The following is a 20257-nucleotide window of genomic DNA, read 5'->3' on the forward strand; positions in this document are numbered from 1 at the left end:
GCTGCGATCTTTTGATTTTAATTCGAGGATCAGGATCAAAAGATCGCAGCGTGCCGCAGCTCCTACAGGGAGAGGGTTTCAGTCTGCAAATCCCATTACCCGTCGATAGAATTTCCACTCCTGCTCCAACGCATGCGCCTGATTGGCCGCACGGCGGAAGCCGTGGCGTTCTTCGGGGTAGTAGTGTGCTTCGACCGGGATGCCGTTCTGCTCCAACGCCGCGACCATGTCGCGGGTCTGTTGCGGGACGACCACAGCATCCAGTTCGCCTTGAAAGAAAATCACCGGTACGCGGATATTGCTCGCGTGCAGTAACGGCGTGCGTGCGGCATAGCGTTCGGCGTCTTTTTCGGGATCACCGATCAGCCAGTCCAGGTAATCCCCTTCGAACTTGTGCGTCGCCCGGGCGAGCGCAACCGGGTCGCTGACGCCGTAGAGACTGGCGCCGGCGCGGAAGACTTGCTGGAACGCCAGCGCACACAACGTGGTGTAGCCGCCCGCGCTGCCGCCCCGAATGAACGCGCGATCACCGTCGATCAAACCCTGCTCGGCGAGATAGGCGACCACCGCGCAAGCATCCTCGACATCCACTTCACCCCAGCTCAAATGCAAAGCCTGACGGTATTCGCGGCCATAACCGCTGCTGCCGCGATAGTTGAGATCAGCGACGGCGAAGCCGCGTTGCGTCCAGTATTGAATGCGTGGGTCGAGCATCGGGTAGCACGCCGAGGTCGGACCGCCGTGGATGAACACCACCAGCGGCGGTTTCGTCTCACCGCTCATGGCGGGATAAAAGAACCCGTGAGCCTGGCCCGAACCGCTCGGGTAACAAAGCGTTTGCGGACGGCTGATACGTTCAGCGGGCAACGGAGCCACGCCACCGGCCAGCACTTTCACTTCGCGTGTAGCTCGATCAATGGTGATAACCGCCGAAGGACTGATCGGCGAGGCGGCGATGCAGTAGATGTTTTGCTCATCCAGCGCCAAGTGGCGGAAGCGGCTGTAGTCGCCAGTGAAATCTTCATCGCCAAACGTCAGACGGCCAAAACCACCTTCGCTCCAACTGGCTAAAAACAGACCCTCAACAGGCAACCAGGTGCAGCCGCCGAGTTGCCACGGCGCCGGTGCATGATCGGCCAGCGCAGCGGGCAATGGTTGCAAACCGTCGAGAGTATCAACCCACGGCTGCCAGAAACCGCCGCGGTCAGTCAGGCAGTACAAACGACCTTCGGCATCGAATCGCGGCTGTTGAATCGACTCCTCAATCTGGTCGCCCGCCACGCAACGGGGCGCAGAAAAATCACCGTCAGCGACCATCAATCGCGTTGCAGTCCATGGCTGATGCGGTCGGCTCCACTCGATCCAGGCCAAACGCTGGCCATCCGGGCTGAGGGTGGGCGCAGCGTAAAAGTCCGCGCCCTCAGCCAACAAATGCCGCGCGCCGTCAGCCAGATCTATCGCTACCAGCCGATGCTGATCGCGTTGTTCTTCAACCGCCAGCACCTGGCCGAACGCAAAATGCAGATCGCCATAACGGCACTCGCCCGACGTCAGCGCCTCGGGCTCGCCATCCAACGTCTGGCGGTACAACTGCTGATCCGCCTCCGCGACGAAAACCACCCCGTCCGGTGTCAGACAAAACGCGCCACCGCCATATTCGTACACGCGACTGCGCACGCTGAAGCCATTCGGTGTCAGACATTTCGCCACGCCATCGCGCCAATGCCAGATCCGGCATGCGGCATCTTCCGGGCGATATTCATTCCAGAACAACCCGTTGGCGCCGAGCTGCAATTCGGCGAAATCCGTCCCGGCAGCGACGGCTTGCGAGGCGCTGAAAGGCTCAGCCCTTGGCGATGAGGCGCGAGTTTCGTTCATTGCGGAAGGCCAATTGTTCGATGGTCTGGGTGGCGGTCTCGGCTTCTTCGCGGGCCTTGAGAATCACGCCGTGGTGTTCGGATTTGCTGCACACCGGGTCAGCGTTGCTCGCATCACCGGTGAGCATGAACGCCTGGCAGCGGCAGCCGCCGAAGTCTTTTTCTTTCTCGTCGCAGGAGCGGCACGGCTCGGGCATCCAGTCGTAACCACGGAAGCGATTGAAGCCGAACGAGTCGTACCAGATGTGCTGCATGCTGTGATCGCGCACATTGGGAAATTGTACCGGCAGCTGCCGGGCGCCATGGCAGGGCAGGGCGGTGCCGTCCGGGGTGACCGTCAGAAAGATACTGCCCCAGCCGTTCATGCAGGCTTTTGGGCGTTCTTCGTAGTAATCCGGGGTGACGAAAATCAGCTTGCACGGATGCCCTTCGGCTTCCAGTTTCGCGCGGTATTCATTGGTGATGCGCTCGGCACGCACCAGTTGTTCTTTGGTCGGCAACAGGCCGACACGATTGAGCTGTGCCCAACCGTAGAACTGGCAAGTGGCGAGCTCGACGAAGTCGGCTTCAAGCGCGATGCACAGCTCGATAATGCGGTCGATCTTGTCGATGTTGTGCCGATGGGTGACGAAGTTCAGCACCATCGGATAGCCGTGGGCCTTCACCGCACGGGCCATTTCCAGCTTCTGCGCAAAGGCCTTTTTCGAGCCGGCGAGCAGGTTGTTCACTTGCTCATCGCTGGCCTGGAAACTGATCTGGATGTGATCGAGACCGGCTTTTTTGAAGTCGCTGATTTTCTGCTCGGTCAGACCAATGCCGGAGGTAATCAGGTTGGTGTAGAAACCCAATTGCCGCGCTTCATGAATCAGCTCGGCGAGATCCTGGCGCACCAGCGGCTCGCCACCGGAAAAGCCCAACTGCGCCGCACCCATCTCCCGCGCCTCGCGGAAGACCTTGATCCATTGCTCGGTGCTGAGTTCTTTGCCCTGCTCGGCGAAATCCAGCGGATTGGAGCAGTACGGGCATTGCAGCGGGCAGCGGTAGGTCAGCTCGGCGAGCAACCACAGCGGCAGGCCGATTTCAGGTTTTGGCGGTACTTGCACCGACGTATCAGGCAAGTTCGATCCAGTGCTGCGCACGGGCAACCTCCATGAATTGCTCGATGTCGTCACCGAGTTCGGGCACGCCGGGGAACTGCTCATCGAGTTGGGCGATGATCGCCGCGACATCCCGTTCGCCGTCGATCAAGCCGCCGATCAACGCAGCGGTTTCGTTGAGTTTGATCATGCCTTCGGGATAGAGCAGCACATGGCCTTTCTGCGCCGGTTCGTACTGGAAGCGGTAGCCAGGGCGCCAGGTCGGGACTTTGCTGCGGTCGAAACTCATAAGGTGATTCCTTTATGCCAGACGCGTTGTTCGGTCACGCTGTGATACGGCGGGCGGTTCAGTTCGTAGGCCATGCTCATGGCATCGAGCATGCTCCAAAGAATGTCCAGTTTGAACTGGAGAATTTCCAGCATGCGCTCCTGGCCTTCGCGGGTCTTGTAGTGCTCAAGCGTGATCGCCAGACCGTGCTCGACATCGCGTCTCGCCTGACCGAGGCGGGTGCGGAAGTATTCGTAACCGGCCGGGTCGATCCACGGGTAATGCTGCGGCCAACTGTCGAGGCGCGATTGGTGGATCTGCGGCGCGAACAGTTCGGTCAGCGAGCTGCTGGCGGCTTCCTGCCAACTGGCGCGGCGGGCAAAGTTGACGTAGGCGTCGACGGCGAAACGTACGCCGGGCAGCACCAGTTCCTGGGAGCGCAGTTGATCCGGGTCGAGGCCGACCGCTTGGCCCAGACGCAGCCAAGCTTCGATGCCGCCGTCTTCACCGGGGGCGCCGTCGTGGTCGAGCAGGCGCTGGATCCACTCGCGGCGGATTTCGCGGTCTGGACAGTTGGCGAGGATCGCCGCGTCTTTCAGGGGAATGTTCACCTGATAGTAGAAACGGTTGGCGACCCAGCCCTGAATCTGCTCGCGAGTGGCGCGGCCTTCGTACATCGCCACGTGATAGGGGTGGTAGATGTGGTAGTAGGCGCCCTTGGCGCGCAGGGCCGCTTCGAATTCGGCGGGGGACATTGGCGTGTCAGTCATGTCTGTTCTCCGGGACCAACCGTTGGATTCTGTGGTGTCTGTCAGGACGTCATCGCTGGCAAGCCAGCTCCCACAGGTTTTGTGTACGCCACAGAACCTTGTGGGAGCTGGCTTGCCAGCGTTGGGGCCATCAGTTACAGCACAATACTCATACCATCGAACGCCACTTCAACATCACGCCGCGCCAACTCGGCACGCTCCGGCGAATCCTCGTCGAGAATCGGGTTGGTGTTGTTGATGTGGATAAGCACTTTGCGCTGCTCGGGCAACTGCTCCAGCACTTCCAGCATGCCGCCAGGGCCATTCTGTGCGAGATGGCCCATCTCGCGACCGGTGCGGGTGCCGACGCCACGGCGCTGCATCTCATCGTCATCCCACATCGTGCCATCGACCAACAGGCAATCGCTGCCGGCCATGATTTCCAGCAACGGCGCATCGACCTTGCCCAGACCCGGCGCATAAAACAGTTTGCCGCCAGTATTCAGATCTTCAACGATCAGGCCGATGTTGTCGCCCGGATGCGGATCGAAACGGTGCGGCGAGTACGGTGGCGCGGCGCTACGCAGCGGCAGCGGAGTGAAACGCAGGTTCGGGCATGCGGCCACGGTGAAACTTTGGTCGAGTTCGATGCGGTTCCAGTCCAGCCCGCCATTCCAGTGGGTGAGCATCTTGAACAGCGGAAAACCGGTGCTCAGGTCTTCGTGAACCATGTCCGTGCACCAGACCTGATGCGGGCAGCCTTCGCGCAGGCTGAGCAAACCGGTGGTGTGGTCGATCTGGCTGTCCATCAGGATGATCGCGCTGATGCCGGTGTCACGCAGAGCGCGACCCGGTTGCATCGGGGCGAAGCTTTGCAGCTGCGCGCGAATATCCGGCGAGGCGTTGCACAACACCCAGTTCACGCCATCATCGGAAATCGCGATGGACGATTGGGTACGGGCCTTGGCATTCAGGCTGCCGTCGCGAAAGCCTGCGCAGTTGACGCAGTTGCAGTTCCACTGCGGAAAACCGCCGCCAGCGGCCGAACCCAGAATCTGGACGAACATGAACACTCCATTATTTCAACGCGGAAAATAAAACGCCCCGGCGAGCCGAGGCGTTGCACTGCAATTCTACGTAAGCAGAACTCAGCGGCTGGCGAAGTACATGGTGACTTCGAAGCCGATACGCAGGTCGGTGTAAGCCGGTTTTGTCCAGGACATGGTGTGTCTCCTCAGGTTGGTGGGATAGCGCTGTCCATAGTTATAGTCCACGGCAGCGCAAAGATGTTCCAAATAGTTAGGCTGCTATGTTACTCAAAATTTCCGGGTAAATGCCCGTGAATCTTTGAGAAAGCTCGTTGCAGCCTCGGTAATGATCAATTTGTCGCTTGCCACGCGCTTTCAGCGGCTGAATCGCTGGCGAGGCAGAGCCAGCCGCCCTCTGCGTTGATCAAGCGTTGTGCCGCGCTGAGCAACGCTTGGCGATCCAGTGTTCGCATGGTCGCAATCAACTGCTCAAGATAATCCGACGAGTGGCCCGCGAGTCTGGCCTGCCAGAACAGTTCGGCGGCGTCTTTGCTGGACAGATTGGTGTCATCGAATTGATCAGCGAGGTTTTGCCGTTGCTGGCTGAGGCTGGCGTCATCCAGCTGTTCGATCAGGGCCGGGATGCCGTTGAGAAATTGCTGGATGTGCTCCAGCAGCTCCACAGGTTTGGCACTTGGCGATTGCACACCGAACAGGAGACCGGTCTGGCCCTGTATCTGACGCAATGCACTGAACACGGCATAGCCCAATTGCAACTCGACGCGCAAACGTTGATAGAACGGTGTCTGGCACAGTTGCGCGAGCATTCGCCACGCCGCTTCGTCGGCAATGTCGCTGCTGGCGATTGGGCAGAACAGCAGCAAGGCATGTTCGCTGGAGGCGGTGTCGATGTGGCGCCACTGCTTTTGCGCGGTGATCGCCGTCGGTGCGGGCAACTGATTGTCCGGAATACCGGGAATACGGCTCAGGGCCAGACCCATGGCAGATTGTGTTTGTTGGTTGAGGCCCAAAGCGAGGCCGTCCCAGCGCGAAGTTGTCCACAGGTGTTTGGCGTCGTCGACTATATCGGCGGGTTGCAGAACATGTTCTGGCAGCGCTTTGAGCAATTGGCGGATGGCGATCAGCGGCGTTTCCGGCTCGCTGCGCGGTGAATCCGCGTCAATTTGCGTCAGACATTTCAGCGCGTGCTCGAGGACGCTGGGCATGGGCTCCTGCAGGCCGGTGAGCTTCAACAGCCATTGATTGCCGGTGGTGCTGAAAGACAGATCGACCCCAGCCTCACGCGCGTCTTGCCCGGTTTGTTTAAGACTGCGTTGCAGCGTGCTCTGCAGATCGATGCTGGCGGCGGATTCCACCTGCCAACGCAGATAGATCGCGCCTTCATCGCCGCTGTCCGGCAACGCCTGGCTGAATTGCATCGGCGAACGATCGCGTCGGCCACGGGAGCGATCCTGAGCGAATGTGCGCAGGCCCCGGTGGGCGCTGGTCTGGCCGCGAATCAGTCCGGCGTTGGCCAGCGGCTCGCTTGATCGCAGGAAGGGGTTGGCAGCAGGCATGTGCCAGTGCTCGCTGAAGTTATCCACAGTGCCGATTTCGCGGAGGATCTGTGTAAGGGCTTCAACACCAGAACCCGACAGACCGGTTTCCATCTGCTCACTGTCGATACGCGCCAGTTGCAGCGCGCCACTGACTTGTTGCTGACGTTGATGCAGAACCGCGTATTCCTCGCCCAGAGGCGCCCAATCCTGCCGAGCAAAGAAACTCAGCCAATCGAGCAGTTGTTCATGAAGGGTGTTTAACGATCCGGGCGGTGCAGTGAATTGCAGATGCAACAACGCTTGGCCGGCAAACTGATAAACCGGCGCAGCGCTCAATCCATCCGCCAGTTTTTGCCCCTGCAAATACGCCAGCAATCCGCCGGGCTTGGTGCTGTTCAGGTAATGGCAAAGAAACGCCAAAGCCTCGTTGGACGACTCGGGCAATGCATCAAAGGCAAACAACAAATGGCTGCGCTGTTCATCGACCTGTTGATAACTTTTCACCGTCAGCGGAAGAGGTGCTGCCTGCGCAATTTTATCCCCAACAGGCAACACTGACGCGAATTGCTCGGCCAGCGCTTTCAGTTCTTCCAGCGTTTGCGGCCCGACCAGGCTCAGCGTCATCTGCCCGGTCTGATAAAACTGCTGGTGGAACCCTTTCAACGCTTGTTGAAACGCCGGACTTTCCACTTTCAGGCTGTCCCGATTGCCCGCATGAAACCCGCGTAATGGATGCTCTGCCGGTAGTCCTTCGTACATAGCAAACTGCCGTTGCGCTGCAGGATCCTGCGACCAGGCGACAAATTCTGCCTGCAACACTTCCCTTTCGCGCAACTGATCGTCCGGATTCATACGGGGCTTGGCGAGCATGTCTGACAGACGCTCCAGCCCACCGCTGAACGAACGCGTCGGCAACTCGAAGAAAAAGTCAGTGGTGCGTTCACGCGTGCTGGCATTCACCTGGCCACCGTGACCTTGCACGTAGGCCATGAGCCCTTCGCCCGTAGGAAAACGCTCGGTGCCGAGAAACAGCAAATGCTCAAGGAAATGCGCCAGTCCCGGCCACGTCAGCGGCACGTCATGGCTACCGGCAGCCACGCGCAAAGCAGCGGCGCTGCGCTTCAGACCAGGCACATGACGCAGGGTCACGCGCAAGCCATTGGCCAGGGTTTCGGTGTGAGAGCGGGGGTGAGTCGGCGCAGGCATGGGCACTTCCAGAACAGTGAAGTGCCAATGCTAGCGGATTAGCGCTGGTTGAGCGCGCCGTAAAGCTCGGGACGGCGATCGCTGAGGTAGTGATTGGCGGCGCGGGAGTCGAGCATCAACTGTCGATCGAGTTCGCCGATGATCAGCGCTTCGTCGAGCCCGGCCTGTGCGATGCGGCTGCCATCCGGCGCGGCGAGGCTGCTTTGCCCGCAATAGTGAATCTCGCCTTCACTGCCGCAATAGTTGGCGTAGGCGACGTAGCACTGGTTTTCGAAGGCACGGGAGCGCACGGTGACGTCGGCGACAAAATCGAACGGGATCATGTTCGCCGTCGGCACCAGAATCAGCTCAGCGCCGGCGAGGGCCAGACGCCGGGTGTTTTCCGGAAATTCCAGGTCGTAACAGATCAGGAACCCTAGCTTCCAGCCGTTGAGTTCGACGATGGGGAAATCATCGTCGCCAGGGCTGAACATCGAGCGATCCAGATCACCGAACAGATGTGTCTTGCGGTAATTGCACAGGCGCTCGCCGTGGGAATCGATCAACTGCACGGCGTTGTAGATCTGCCCGTCGGCGGTGCGTTCCGGATAGCCGTAAACAATCGCCAGACCGGCCGCCTTGGCGATCCGACCGATCTGCTGCGCCCATTCACCGTTGTAGACCTCGGCCTGGGTGCTGACCGCTTCGGCGCCAATGTTGTAGCCAGTCATGAACATCTCCGGCAGCACCAACAGGTCGGCGCCCTTGGCCTCCATCGCCACTTGATGCAGGCGTTGCAGGTTGGCGGCGGGCTCCAGTGGCAGCGGTGGACATTGGTAAAGGGCTACACGCATCAGGGATTCCTCTTACTCGGGCAGGGCGATAGGGCCGATGTCTTTGAACACATCACCGGGGCCCGGGTTCGCTTTATGTGTCGAGCCACCGAAATGTTTCATGATCCCCCACACCGCGTTGAGCGAGGTCTGCACCGCGCCTTCGACCCATGCCGGCGTCCACGAAACGTCGTCGCCGGCGATGAAAATTCCGCGCTGCTCGGCTGGCATCTCGTCCTGCATGAAGTGCGCATACATGCGTTGGTTGTAGCGATAGTGGCCGGGCAGGGCGCCTTTGAAAGCACCGAGGAAGTATGGGTCAGCTTCCCACGACACGGTGATCGGGTCGCCGATGATTCGCGCGGCGATGTCGACTTTCGGGTAGATCTTTTTCAACGCATTCAACGCCAGCTCGACGCGTTTTTCCACGGGATGCGGGAGCATCTTCAACGCATCGCTCATCCACGAGTACGACAGGCAAATCACCCCCGGTTTGTCGTCGCCGTTGTCGAACAGGTAAGTGCCACGGGTCAGGCGATCGGTGAGGGTCATGCTCATCAAGTCACTACCGGTTTCTGGATCTTTGTCCTTCCAGAACGGTCGGTCGACCATCACGAACGTCTTCGACGATTGCATATAGCGGGTGCGATCCAGCGCCATCCACATTTTCTGTGAGAACAGGGTTTCGTCGCATTCGATCTGCGTGGTCAGCAGCCAGCTCTGGCAAGTGGTCAGCACGGCGGCGTATTCGCGGGTATCGCCATTGTTGTCGGTGACAGCAAAGCGGCCATCCGGTGCATGGGCGATTTTCTTCACGCCGGAACGCGGCGCACCGCGATGCAGGGATTTCAGGCTGGTGCCCTCGGGCCAGTGCACGCAGCGCTCCGGCACATGGCGCCAGATACCTTGCGGCACCTGCTCGACGCCGCCGACCACCAAGTGTTGATGGTCATCGCAGTTGGTCATGACCACGCGAAAGATTTCCAGCATCGAATTGGGGAAGTCCGAGTCCCAGCCGCCGGTGCCGAAACCGACCTGGCCGAACACTTCGCGGTGATGGAACGACAGCTTGGCGAAGGCTTCCGAGGTGGCGACGAAGTCATAGAAGGTGCGGTCGTCCCACAGCGGCACCAAGGTATTCCACAGCTCTTTAAGGCGCGGCACATCGCGGTCGCGGATGGCTTGCTGGATATCGGCGAACTGCGAGCCAGCCTCCAGCGCATCCGCCCAGGCGTCAGCCACTTCCTGGAACAGTGCAGGAAGATCCGCCAGTTTCTGTGCGTAATGGGTTTTGCCTTCCAGATCGATCACGGTGCTGCCGGAGGCAGGTGTGAGTGGGTTCGGGAAAGGTTTGGTCTCAAGGCCGAGCTTGTCGACGTAGTGATAGAACGCGGTAGAAGACACCGGAAAACGCATGCCGCCGAGTTCAGCGACGATGCCATCAGTGCCGTTGAAGGCTTGCGAGCGCAGACGACCGCCGAGCTTCGACGCCTCATAAACCACCGGTTTCAAACCGAGTTTCATCAACTCGTAAGCCGCCACCAGACCCGCAATGCCTGCGCCGACAATCGCCACTTCAGCGCCGTGATTGTGTTCAGGAATAATGCCGAGACCGGCGGGGTGTTCGATCCAGTCGTCGAACGCGAACGGAAAGTCCGGGCCGAAAATGGTGACTGGTTTCTTACCGTCTGCAGGATGGCGATTGTTCTTGTTCATGGCTGACCTTGCTGGCGACCCGACGCGGGATGCGCGTCTGAGTATAGGAAAAGATGCCAGCCATTCTAGGGAGCGTGGAACACGTTAATAAGACGCAAAGTGTCGTCGTTTTGCTATTAAGTTGTGCATAACGACAATCTTAAACTCCACTTCGATCACTGGAGGAGCGGGCTTGCCCGCGAAGAGGCATTCACATTCACCGAGAAATCCCGGTGAGAAAATTCAAACCGGCTGCCCCCGATCAATCTTGCTACTCAAAATAATCGAAGTCGTCGTCTTCTCCACCCCATCCACGCTGCCAATCTGATCCAGCAACTGATCCAGCTGCTCCGGCGAATCGGTGCGCAACCATGCCACATAATCAAACTCGCCACTCACCGCACACAACTGCTGCACCTGCGCCATGGCACCCAACCGGCGCACCACCTCTTTGCCGGAACGCGGCTGCACCTTGATCCCGACGTAGGCCTGCAAGCCGCCATCGACCACCCGCTGACCCAAACGCACGCCATAACCAGTAATCACCTTGGCCTTTTCCAGGCGCGCCAGCCGCGAGGTCACCGTGGTACGCGCAATGCCTAATTGCCGGGCAAGCATCGCCACGCTTTCGCGGGCGTTGATCTGCAGGGCAGCGATTAGCTGACGATCGATTTCATCGAGCGCGGGCGGGCGGGTGTCTGGCAAGGGCTGGCTCCATGGTGTGTGGGGGCGGTGAGTTGCGCATATTACAGACACTGTTAGCAGCGCGCTTACAGGCGATGTTTGAACGGTTCACCCAAGTGTCGACGCTATCGTTGAGCTGAAACAATACATCGCATATTTGATTTGACTTGCCTGGCCTATTTATCAAGAATGCCAGCAAGAGCGCGAAATCTGCTGCCTTGCAGGGCATTAGCGGATGTAGGTACCTCAGCGATGCTGCAACATCGGTGTAAGGTGAGACCTCTTCATCCCATTTCCTGAGGATGCAAATATCAGGATTCAAACATCAAGGGCAGCCGAATGGCTGCCCTTTTCTTTGTCTTCAAGAATGTACCTCTTGTATAAAAGCTCGCCTTGGCGGTGCTTGTTCATCGCTCTTGCCGGAGCGTGCATGAAGTTCCAGAGGACATGCCCGTTACGCATATCGACCACCACAAGCATGTCGTTCTTTGCCTCATAGGCGTTGATGAATGCCATTCGGAAGCCGCCATTATCGTAAAGGACTTTCCATACTTCGAAAGGTCCCGTGAGCGTATCGATTGCATGTCGAACATAGCGCTCTCGGGAGTCTGGACGTTTCTCGACTATGTGAGCCAGTTTGTCTCTCATGACTGCAACGTTTCCAATAGGTGTGAGGATAGTGACGGCCAGTACTGACTCGTCGACGAACCCCAAGTGATCCAAGAGGATTTTGAGGGCGCCGTCGGCGTCGTCAGCCCTTTTGACTTCTTCGATTGCGGCTGAGCGAAGCTCCCTCGATAACATTCTCAGATCAGGTAAAGCAAAGTCGATCCAGGTTGGCTGGTCGGCTGCTTTCTTTATCAGTGACGCAGCATTCACGAGCATAAAAACAATCCTGGACGGGCGGTGGCGTCCGGAGATTACTCGTCGGTAGAAACGGTCAACAAGGCGGGAGAAGTGGAGAAAACATGAGTTCGGAATGTTCCTACAGACCTTGCGGCTGTATTCCTCGAAACGCGCTTCGGAACTTGCCTACAGCCTTCGGGGAAGTCTTGCGGACATTGCGCTCGCCAACACTGAAACCCCAACCACTCGCCCAAGAAAAAGCCGCGCATTTAGCGCGGCTTTCAATTTGGTGGGCCCACACGGACTTGAACCGTGGACCAAAGGATTATGAGTCCTCTGCTCTAACCAACTGAGCTATAGGCCCTCAGTAGGTCGCGGATTATAGCGACGGTTTCTCGGCTGTGCTATCCGAAAAATCCGATACGGTTACACGCAGAAACGTTGCGGCGAATTCTTCCGGTGGCAGCGGCAGGCTGACGATGTAGCCCTGGATCTGTTCGCAGCCTTCGGCGGCGAGGAATTGCTGTTGCGCCTGGGTTTCCACCCCCTCGGCGATCACGGTGAATTGCATGCTCCGGCCGAGGGCGATGATGGCGCGGACAATCGCTGCATCGTGAGGATCGTCGGGCAGTCCGCGGACGAAGGACTGGTCAATTTTGAGGATGTCGAGCGGCAGGCGCTTGAGGTAACTGAGTGAGGAATAGCCGGTGCCGAAGTCGTCGATAGCCAGTTGCACGCCGAGGTGTTTGAGTTGGTGCAGCACGGCCAGCGCTTCTTCGGCCTGACTCATGATGAAATTCTCGGTAATTTCCAGTTGCAGTAAGTCCGGTTGGAGACGGTTGTCCTTGAGCAGTTGTTCGATGCGTCCGAGCAGATTGGGCTGGCGCAGTTGCGCGCCGGCGAGGTTCACCGAGAGCGGGCCGAGGCTGTCGTAGACCTGATTCCATTCGAACATCTGTCGGCACGCGGTCTCCAGCACCCAGTCGCCGATCTGCAAGATCATGCCGTTCTCTTCGGCCAGCGGAATGAAGTGTTCTGGCGGCACGTCGCCAAAGGTCGGGTGACGCCAGCGGATCAATGCTTCGGCACCGACCAGGCTGTGGTCCTCCAGACTGATTTTTGGCTGGTAGTAGAGAAACAATTCATCGCGCTCGATGGCCCGACGCAGCTCGTGCTCCAGTGCCACGCGTTCGCTCGCTTGGGCGGTGAGGTCGCGGGTGTAGCTCTCGACGCGGTTACGGCCCTTGGCCTTGGAGCGGTACATCGCCGCGTCGGCGTTTTTCACCAGCGTGGCGACGTCACAGCCATCACGCGGGTAGAGGCTGGTGCCGATACTGGCGCTGATGAAAAACTCATGTTCGCCAGCCTGGAACGGCGCCCCGAAGCAATTGAGCAGTTTGCTGGCGATGTTGTCGGCATCGCTGGCCTGTTGCAGGCCGGGCAGCAGGATGATGAATTCATCGCCGCCGAGTCGCGCCACAGTGTCGATGTCACGAAGCTGTTCTTTCAAACGCACGGCGATGCCTTTAAGCAGAAGATCACCAACCGGATGGCCGAGGCTGTCGTTGATGTGCTTGAAGCGGTCGAGATCGAGGAACAGCACGGCGCCCTGGCCGCCGTTTTCCTGCTGATTGTTGAGTGCAGTGAGCAAGCGGCTTTCGAACAACGTGCGATTGGGCAGGCCGGTCAGCGGGTCGTGGTGAGCCTGATAATCGAGCTTGGCCTGCGCGTGCTTGAGGCTGGAAATGTCGGCAAACACTGCGACGAAGTGGGTGATGAACTTGTCGCGGTTGCGCACGGCGCTGATGGTCAGCCAGCTCGGGTACAGCTCGCCGTTCTTGCGCCGATTGGAAATCTCGCCCTGCCAGTGGCCTTCGTCGGTCAACTGGTGCCACATCGCCGCGTAAAAAGCGCTGTCGTGCAGGCCGGAAGCGAGCAAGCGCGGGGTGTGGCCGAGGGCTTCGCTTTCGCTGTAGCCAGTGATCTCGGTGAAGGCGCGGTTGACCGCGCTGATGTGCTGCTGAGTGTCGGTGATCAACACGCCTTCGGCGGTGCTTTCGAAAACGGTCGCGGCTTGTTGCAGTTTTTCCTGCATCAGATGCCGTTCGGTGATGTCGCGGGCGATGGTCAGCATGCAGTCTTCTTCGCCGATCGGCAGCGGACGGCTGGAGACTTCGCAGAGGCGAATCTGCCCGTCGCTGCGACGGATATGGCAGGTGAAGTCGCGGACGAAACCGTCACGGTGCAGCAGATCGAGCATCTGTTTGCGCTCGTTGAGGTTGACCCAGATACCCAGGTCCAGCGCCGAACGATCCACCGACATCGCACTGTTGAAACCGGTGATGCGGCTGAAGCCTTCGTTGACCTCCAGCAGCAAACCATCGCTCTGCCGCGACAGCAGCAAGCCGTCCGGCGAGGCATGGAAGGCCTTGGCAAACTTCTCTTCGGAAGTCTGCAATTGTTGTTGGGTTTCCTTGAGCTGGGTGATGTCGCGCACCACGACCACCAATGCGGGCGTGGTGTCGAGATCGAATGGCTCGGCGGAAATCAGGCCGGTGAACAACTGGCCGTTGTTGCGGCGAAAGGGCATTTCCAGGTTACGAATGCTGCCGGCCTGCAAACGCTGCAACAGCCCTGGGCCGACACCGGGAATGCCCCAGATATTCAGGTTAGTGGCGGTTTGACCAATGACTTCTTCGGCTCTCAGGCCAATCTGCTCTTCAAAGGCTTCGTTGACCTCCAGCAAACATCCGTCAGACAGCCGCGCGATGACCAGGATGTCCGGGCATTGCTGAAATACCGAAGCAAACTTCTGCTCCGACAGCCGCAGGGCTTCTTCGGTGCGCTTGATTTCACTGATATCGATCATCAGACCGCGCATCACCGGCTCATGACCGTGCTCGATCAGGCTGACGATGTCGCGCACCCACAGGCAACGGCCATCGGCGGTGATCACACGATAATCGACAATATGATCGCGGCCCTCGCGCAGCGCTTCTTTGCAATAACTCTGCGTGCGGGTCAGGTCCGCCGGATGAATGATGTTGTGCCAGAAGCCTGGAATCAGCCAATGGGATTGTGGATAACCGAGCAGGTCTTCGGCGTGGGGCGACACATAGCTATAGGTGAAGTCGCTCATGCGCGCTTCCCAGGCGATGGCCGACAGACTTTCCACCAGACCGCGGTAGTGATATTCGCTGCTGCGCAGTTCCTGTTCGAGGTCTATGCGGCGGGCGATTTCCGAACTCAGGCGGCGGTTGATGCGGATCACCACGGCCAGGATGGTGACCAGCAATAAAAGGCCCGGCAGCCCATAGATCAGTAAGTCTGACCAGAATGTCCGGTGATCGAGGACATTGCCGACCCAGTGTTCCTGAATACTGCTGATCTCATCCGGGCTCATGTCGGCGAGGACTTTGTCGAGAATCCCCACCAGAACCTTGTTGTCGCGGGGCACAGCCATTGCCAGTTGATAGCGATATGGGGTTTCGCCGCTCACGTATAAGCCATCGAGCTTGAGCTGGCGCAGGCTCCAGACGCTGGAGGCGAGGTCGCCAACCACGGCGTCCACTTCATCTGTCGCCAAGGCTTGCAACGCCGAGCTGACATTGGGCATGGCCACCAGATTGAGATCGGGGTGATGAGTGCGCAGCAGTTCGTGGGGCGCGTAGTTTTCTACCACGGCAATCTTCAGGCCGTAGAGATCATCCAGTTTGCGCGGTTGCGCGCCACCGACGTGGGCAAGGATGACGATCGGGAAGTCGAGATAGGGGCGGGTGAATGACAGGTAATTCTGGCGCTCCGGGGTGGACATGATCCCGGGCAACAGGTCGATCTTGCCGGTTTTTACTTGCTCCAGCACTACTGTCCAGCTCACGGGTTCGATCGGCGTCAATTTGATCGCCAGACGCTGGCGGATGACGTCGATGTAGTCGGCCGCCAATCCTTGATAGCGATTCTGATCGTCGCGGTACTCGAACGGCGGCCACGACGCGTCGACACCCAAGCGCAAGTCCGGGTGAGCCGCCAGCCAGCTACGTTCTTCATCGGTCAGAGTCAGCGCGTTAGCCGTTGCGGTCCAGATCATCAGTGACAGCAAAAAAAGCACGGACGCCAATCTGGGCATAACGCTCTCGTTATGGCTCGGGGATGATTGTTTCGAGTGTAGACGGGGTAAGCAGCGGGGAGGGTGGTGCGGGGAATTTAATCTGCCATAAAAACAAAACCCCCGGCCTGGGCCGGGGGTTCTGGTATCACTCGTCGAGGAAGGAGCGCAGATGCTCGCTTCGCGTCGGGTGGCGCAGCTTGCGCAACGCCTTGGCTTCGATCTGACGGATCCGCTCACGCGTTACGTCAAACTGTTTGCCCACTTCTTCGAGTGTGTGGTCGGTGTTCATGTCGATACCGAAACGCATGCGCAGTACTTTGGCTTCACGTGCAGTGAGGCCGGACAGCACTTCGCGAGTCGCTTCTTTCAGGCTCTCAACAGTGGCGACATCGATTGGCGACTGCATCGTCGAGTCTTCGATGAAGTCACCCAGATGGGAGTCTTCGTCATCACCGATCGGCGTTTCCATGGAGATCGGCTCTTTAGCGATCTTCAATACCTTGCGGATTTTGTCCTCAGGCATTTCCATGCGTTCGCCCAGCTCTTCCGGGGTCGGTTCGCGACCCATTTCCTGCAACATCTGCCGGGAAATACGGTTGAGCTTGTTGATCGTCTCGATCATGTGCACCGGAATACGGATGGTGCGGGCCTGGTCGGCGATCGAGCGAGTGATCGCCTGACGGATCCACCAGGTGGCATAAGTCGAGAACTTGTAACCACGACGGTATTCGAACTTGTCCACCGCTTTCATCAGACCGATGTTGCCTTCCTGGATCAGATCGAGGAATTGCAGGCCGCGGTTGGTGTACTTCTTGGCGATCGAGATCACCAGACGCAAGTTGGCTTCAACCATCTCTTTCTTCGCGCGGCGGGCCTTGGCCTCACCGATCGACATGCGACGGTTGATGTCCTTGATTTCAGCGATGGTCAGACCGGTCTCGGTTTCGAGCGCGATCAGTTTCTGCTGGCAACGGAGGATGTCCGGCTGCACGCGACCGATGGCTTCGGCGTACTTGCTCTTGCCTTTGGCCAGGGCGTCGGACCAGCTTTCGTCGACTTCATTGCCCGGGAACTGACGCAGGAAATCGGCGCGTGGCATACGTGCATCACGTACGCACAGTTGCATGATCGCGCGCTCTTGCTGACGCAGACGATCCAGGGCACCGCGAACACGCTCGACCAGGCCTTCGAATTGCTTCGGAACCAGTTTGATCGGCATGAACAGCTCGGCCAGTGCGAGCAATTCGGCAATCGCTGCCTTGTTGCTGCGACCGTGCTTTTTCAGGGCCTTGCGGGTGACTTCCATCTGATCAGCCACGGCGCCGAAGCGCTGGGCAGCGATGACCGGATCCGGGCCGCTTTCGGCTTCTTCTTCGTCATCGGAAGAATCGGCTTCATCTTCCGCGTCATCGTCTTCGGCTTTCGGCGCTTTCGGATCGATTGGCGGCGGCACTTCTGCCGCAGGCGGCGCAATGCCGTCGTCCGGGTCGATATAACCGCTCAGGACGTCGGACAGGCGACCACCTTCGGTGGTGACGCGGGTGTATTCGGAGAGAATATGGTCAACCGTGCCAGGGAAGTGCGCTATAGCGCTCATCACTTCACGGATGCCCTCTTCGATCCGCTTGGCGATTTCGATTTCGCCTTCACGAGTCAGAAGCTCGACCGTACCCATTTCACGCATGTACATGCGCACCGGGTCAGTGGTGCGACCGATATCGGTCTCCACCGCTGCCAACGCAGCGGCTGCTTCTTCCGCAGCGGCCTCGTCGGTATCGGCGTCGGCCAACATAAGGGCGTCCGCATCCGGAGCACTCTCGTGTACGGGGATCCCCATGTCGTTAATCATGCGGATGATGTCTTCCACCTGCTCAGGATCTGAAATATCCTCGGGCAGGTGGTCGTTGACCTCGGCGTAAGTCAGATACTTCTGCTCACGACCCAGTTTGATCAACTCAATAATACGAGACTGCTGTTGCGCTTTTCCGGACATAACACCCTATCCACTGAAGGTCTTGGCGGGCAAAAAACAAGCCGAGGATTATACCTGAGCTATGACCTCACGCGCCAGTTGAGGTCGGGTTTGATGCGGAAACATTGCGACTTAGAAGGTCGCGCAGTTGATTTTTCTCTTCAATACTCAGTTCGCTCTGACGGGCTTTCCTGAGTAACTGTTCAAGATTTCGCTCGCGTTGGCGGGCTGACAAGCTAGTAATGGTGTCGAAAAACTGTTGTTCAAGGTTTTCTCCGTCAATCAGCCACTCCTTTTCTGCCAGTGCCTTGAGCAAGCGACCCTGTTCAGTGCCGTGCCATCGCGCGATCAACTGAAATGAGTTTAGCTTGGGATTCTTCTGTACGGCTTCGAGCAGTGCCACAAGCAGCTGGGCATTGGTCTGATTTTCATCGGCAATGTGCCCGGCGTCCTCGACGCGCTCGGCCAATTGCGGGTGATGCAGCAATGTGCGCAGGGCAGTCAGGGTCGGCGATTCGACGCCGATCGGCGTGCGTGGGCGTTGTTGTTCCCGATCGCCGCCACGGTTGCCGTTTTTATCCCAAGGCTTCTTGTCCCACTTCTTGCCGCCGGCGCCGGGTTTCTTCGGCGTCCACTCTTGCTGCGGCACATACATGTCCTGTGCCTGCGGCTGATGGTAGTCGCTGTAGTCCGGCATTGCGTCGTAATCAATGCCCGGATCGTAGGCGGGCGGCGCTTCCTGGGGCGCACTTTGCGCCAGCTGACTGACGGTTTCACTGCTCAGGCCGGTGATTTCGCTCAGGCGTTGACGCATCAGGATGCGCAGGTTGGCGCCCGGCACTTTGTCGATCAACGGTGCTGCGAGGGTGGCCATGTGCGCCTTGCCCTCAAGCGAGCGCGGGTCGGACTCTTCCGTCAGTTGCTGGAAGAAATAATCGGCCAGCGGCTGAGCGTGCTGATTGATTCGGGCTTTGAAGGCATCAGTGCCTTCGGCGCGTACCAAAGTGTCCGGGTCTTCGCCTTCGGGCAGAAACAGGAAGCGCGCACGGCGTCCGTCCTGCAGGCTGGAAAGAGTTGCTTCCAGCGCGCGCCACGCGGCATTGCGACCGGCCTGATCGCCGTCGAAACAGAACAATACGTTCGGCACTACGCGGAACAGACGCTTCAAGTGCTCTTCGCTGGTCGCGGTGCCCAATGTCGCGACGGCATTCTTCAAGCCTTGCTGGGCGAGGGCGATGACGTCCATATAACCTTCGACGACGATGATTTCGTCAAGGTTGCGGTTGTTCTTGCGCGCTTCATAGAGGCCGTAGAGTTCCTGGCCTTTATGGAATACCGGGGTTTCCGGTGAGTTCAGGTATTTCGGCTTGTCGTCACCGAGTACGCGACCACCGAAGGCGATGATGCGCCCACGAGTGTCGCGGATCGGGAACATCACGCGATCGCGGAAGCGGTCATAGCGTTTGCCGGTTTCGGCGTTCTCGATCAGCAGACCAGCGTCGATCATGGCTTTTTGCTGAAGGGTGTCACTGCTCAAGTGCTTGAACAGGTTGTCCCAGCCCGGCGGTGCGAAGCCGAGGCCAAAATCCCGGGCGATCTCGCCGGTCAGGCCGCGGCCCTTGAGGTAATCCACTGCAGCTTTGCGCGATGGATGGCTCTTGAGGGCTTGCCGGTAAAAGTCGGCGGCCGCGGTGAGCAACGGATACAGCGGCGAATCGGTCGGCTGGCGCGGTTTGTGCGGGCGGCCACTTTCTTCGCGAGGAATTTCCATGCCGGCGGCTTTTGCCAGATCCTCGACGGCCTGGGGAAAATCCAGGTTGTCGTGATCCATGAGAAAGCCGAGGGCATTACCGCCGGCGCCGCAGCCGAAGCAGTAATAGAACTGCTTGTCGGGGCTGACGCTGAACGACGGGGTTTTTTCTTTGTGAAACGGGCAACAGGCGGTGTAGTTCTTGCCGGCCTTCTTCAATTGCACGCGCGAACTGACCACATCGACGATGTCGGTGCGGTTCAGCAGGTCGTCAATGAAGCTCTGGGGAATCAGCCCGGCCATGGCATTCTCGTCGTCTGCGCTGCAATAAGTCCGATGCGAAAGGCTGGCGGACGCGGGTCATTGTAGGAAGCACGCAAAAGGTGCGGCTCGACCGGTGTCGTCTGCGTAATCGCTGTCGGGAAGTGTATCTGCCGAAAATCCACTGACGTTAGTACTCATCAGTCTTCGACTATTTGAAAGTGTTGCGCTGAATCCGCTGACGGCCGGTTGAGGGCCTCGGATAGCTCAATAAAGCGGGCACGCATGCAGGTGCCTTGGGCTGATCGTCGTGAGAGGAATCAGTGGGTGTGCTCGTCAGTAGCC

General features: G+C 58.8%; 14 protein-coding genes and 1 tRNA gene. All 15 read right to left on the minus strand.

The annotated features are described in order from the left end of the window. Positions 1 to 78: 78 nt before the first annotated feature. Positions 79 to 1878 carry a S9 family peptidase gene (locus EJA71_RS00005; protein ID WP_158953213.1) on the minus strand — a complete coding sequence of 600 codons (1800 nt, stop codon included), beginning with the start codon at positions 1876 to 1878 and terminating at the stop codon, positions 79 to 81. Next, positions 1844 to 3016: a pyrroloquinoline quinone biosynthesis protein PqqE gene (gene pqqE, locus EJA71_RS00010; RefSeq protein ID WP_158953215.1), complete on the minus strand. Its 1173-nt coding sequence runs from the start codon at positions 3014 to 3016 to the stop codon at positions 1844 to 1846. Before pqqE ends, EJA71_RS00005 begins: the two co-directional genes overlap by 35 nt. Continuing rightward, positions 2988 to 3263: a pyrroloquinoline quinone biosynthesis peptide chaperone PqqD gene (gene pqqD, locus EJA71_RS00015; protein ID WP_158953217.1), complete on the minus strand. Its 276-nt coding sequence runs from the start codon at positions 3261 to 3263 to the stop codon at positions 2988 to 2990. Before pqqD ends, pqqE begins: the two co-directional genes overlap by 29 nt. After that, positions 3260 to 4012, minus strand: a complete 753-nt coding sequence (pqqC, locus tag EJA71_RS00020) for a pyrroloquinoline-quinone synthase PqqC (RefSeq protein WP_064365278.1) — start codon at positions 4010 to 4012, stop codon at positions 3260 to 3262. The genes pqqD and pqqC overlap by 4 nt, the downstream gene beginning before the upstream one ends. A gap of 134 nt (positions 4013 to 4146) precedes the next feature. After that, positions 4147 to 5058 (minus strand): pyrroloquinoline quinone biosynthesis protein PqqB, encoded by a 912-nt coding sequence (pqqB, locus tag EJA71_RS00025; protein ID WP_047303785.1) that lies wholly within the window; start codon positions 5056 to 5058, stop codon positions 4147 to 4149. Positions 5059 to 5139: 81 nt separating this feature from the next. Then, positions 5140 to 5214 (minus strand): pyrroloquinoline quinone precursor peptide PqqA, encoded by a 75-nt coding sequence (gene pqqA / locus EJA71_RS00030; protein WP_003422658.1) that lies wholly within the window; start codon positions 5212 to 5214, stop codon positions 5140 to 5142. Between the two features lie 155 nt (positions 5215 to 5369). After that, on the minus strand, positions 5370 to 7784 hold the full coding sequence (gene pqqF, locus EJA71_RS00035; RefSeq protein ID WP_158953219.1) for a pyrroloquinoline quinone biosynthesis protein PqqF: 2415 nt from the start codon (positions 7782 to 7784) through the stop codon (positions 5370 to 5372). A gap of 38 nt (positions 7785 to 7822) precedes the next feature. Beyond that, positions 7823 to 8617, minus strand: a complete 795-nt coding sequence (locus EJA71_RS00040) for a carbon-nitrogen hydrolase family protein (RefSeq protein WP_158953221.1) — start codon at positions 8615 to 8617, stop codon at positions 7823 to 7825. A gap of 12 nt (positions 8618 to 8629) precedes the next feature. Beyond that, positions 8630 to 10312 carry an NAD(P)/FAD-dependent oxidoreductase gene (locus EJA71_RS00045; protein WP_158953223.1) on the minus strand — a complete coding sequence of 561 codons (1683 nt, stop codon included), beginning with the start codon at positions 10310 to 10312 and terminating at the stop codon, positions 8630 to 8632. Between the two features lie 222 nt (positions 10313 to 10534). Then, entirely contained in the window at positions 10535 to 10996 is a 462-nt protein-coding gene (locus EJA71_RS00050; RefSeq protein WP_158953225.1) for an Lrp/AsnC family transcriptional regulator, read from the minus strand. Positions 10997 to 11293: 297 nt separating this feature from the next. Next, positions 11294 to 11860: a PBECR2 nuclease fold domain-containing protein gene (locus EJA71_RS00055; protein ID WP_158953227.1), complete on the minus strand. Its 567-nt coding sequence runs from the start codon at positions 11858 to 11860 to the stop codon at positions 11294 to 11296. 248 nt (positions 11861 to 12108) lie between these two features. Beyond that, positions 12109 to 12185 (minus strand) — tRNA-Ile (locus EJA71_RS00060). A 15-nt stretch (positions 12186 to 12200) separates the two neighbouring features. Next, positions 12201 to 15947: a bifunctional diguanylate cyclase/phosphodiesterase gene (locus EJA71_RS00065; protein ID WP_158953229.1), complete on the minus strand. Its 3747-nt coding sequence runs from the start codon at positions 15945 to 15947 to the stop codon at positions 12201 to 12203. A 127-nt stretch (positions 15948 to 16074) separates the two neighbouring features. Continuing rightward, positions 16075 to 17922 (minus strand): RNA polymerase sigma factor RpoD, encoded by a 1848-nt coding sequence (gene rpoD, locus EJA71_RS00070; RefSeq protein ID WP_158953231.1) that lies wholly within the window; start codon positions 17920 to 17922, stop codon positions 16075 to 16077. A gap of 67 nt (positions 17923 to 17989) precedes the next feature. Next, positions 17990 to 19954, minus strand: coding sequence for a DNA primase (gene dnaG, locus EJA71_RS00075; protein WP_158953233.1), 1965 nt, complete (start codon positions 19952 to 19954; stop codon positions 17990 to 17992). Positions 19955 to 20257 lie beyond the last annotated feature (303 nt).

Source organism: Pseudomonas sp. PB106, from assembly GCF_009764645.1.
Taxonomy (GTDB): domain Bacteria; phylum Pseudomonadota; class Gammaproteobacteria; order Pseudomonadales; family Pseudomonadaceae; genus Aquipseudomonas.